Origin of the sequence: Bacillus cereus (assembly GCF_015071065.1) — a bacterium.
GTDB lineage: Bacteria > Bacillota > Bacilli > Bacillales > Bacillaceae_G > Bacillus_A > Bacillus_A cereus_BA.
Genome location: NZ_VOVA01000074.1, coordinates 1 through 1,162, shown reverse-complemented (window position 1 = coordinate 1,162; position 1,162 = coordinate 1). Strand labels below are relative to the sequence as shown.

Below are 1,162 nucleotides of genomic sequence, written 5' to 3'. Positions count from 1 at the left end.
GAGCGCTCAATCTTAAAAACGAAGCAATTCGTCTCTTAACCGTAGGAACTACGGGGATAGCCTAATGAATTAGAAACCGTTAGGTTTCTTTACTTAGGAATCTCCCACTTCAAACAGGCCGCGAGGATGTTAAGTGGTGAGTAGTTCAAAAATAATATCTCTAGATGTGTTGTGTAGGAATCCGTTTTGATCAAACTCTATTTCAAAGCAACACTTTTTTGACAGTTTCCCTAACGAATGGAGCTTATTAGTTGATACAGAAGAAGAGAAAACAGAATATATAGAGGGTTATTACGAAGGTATTGTGATTATGGAGAACGGACAAAAGGCGAAAGTGGAAGTATTCTTGGCCAATGATGTTGAGGATGCCGATGATCTGTGGGTATGCAAGCCTACGAAGTTTTATCATAAGAGTTCTATTTGCTTTATAGAGAAAAGAAATGAGATAGAATGATAGGTTTAATGAAAAGAGCCCTAAGGAGATAGGGACTCTTTAGGGCTCGCCTAATCGGATAAACTGATTAGGAGGAATATAAATATTTTAACATATAGATGACTCATCTGAAGGTAACAAAAAGATAACAAATGAGAATGTATATGGCAATGAAGATTTTCACTGTAAAAGGGGTACGGAAATGATTCAAGGTATGAGGAGACACTCTGGGGAAATATTCAAATTGATACTATAAATATAAACAAGAAACCTGTCTGCGGATAGGTTTTTATTTTACAATGAAGATGGTTGAATATTGAAACATATACAGATTCCAGGGGATTAGTTATGCCTAGTATTCAAGATACGATATATCCAAGAATCAAACATAATTTAAGTACGGAATGTTTATAAATTCCTTAGCGTACAATTTTCTCAAAATGATATGGTGACCCCAAATAATCTTCGATAATCTATTGTGTATATTTGTATGCATCCCCTATATAAATCCTAGGGGATTGTTTGCATGTTGACTTTGTTTTTATGTACAATAAAGGTAAAGATATAGTCTGAAACAGGAAGAGGAAAACCATGTCCAATTCATTAGTAAATTTACGTATCGATTTTGCATTTAAGCAGTTATTTGGCACAAATGGGAATGAAGATATTTTAGTTGCTTTTTTAAATGCCATATTAAAAGATTCTTTAGAATCACCTATTGTTTCCCTA

The 1,162-nt window shown here is 34.2% G+C and carries 1 protein-coding gene; it reads left to right on the top strand.

All coding sequences use genetic code 11. The features are described from left to right. Nucleotides 1–1,024: 1,024 nt before the first annotated feature. The coding region (locus FT637_RS29510; RefSeq protein WP_193649156.1) for a PD-(D/E)XK nuclease family transposase at nt 1,025–1,162 on the top strand (138 nt) is incomplete at its 3' end.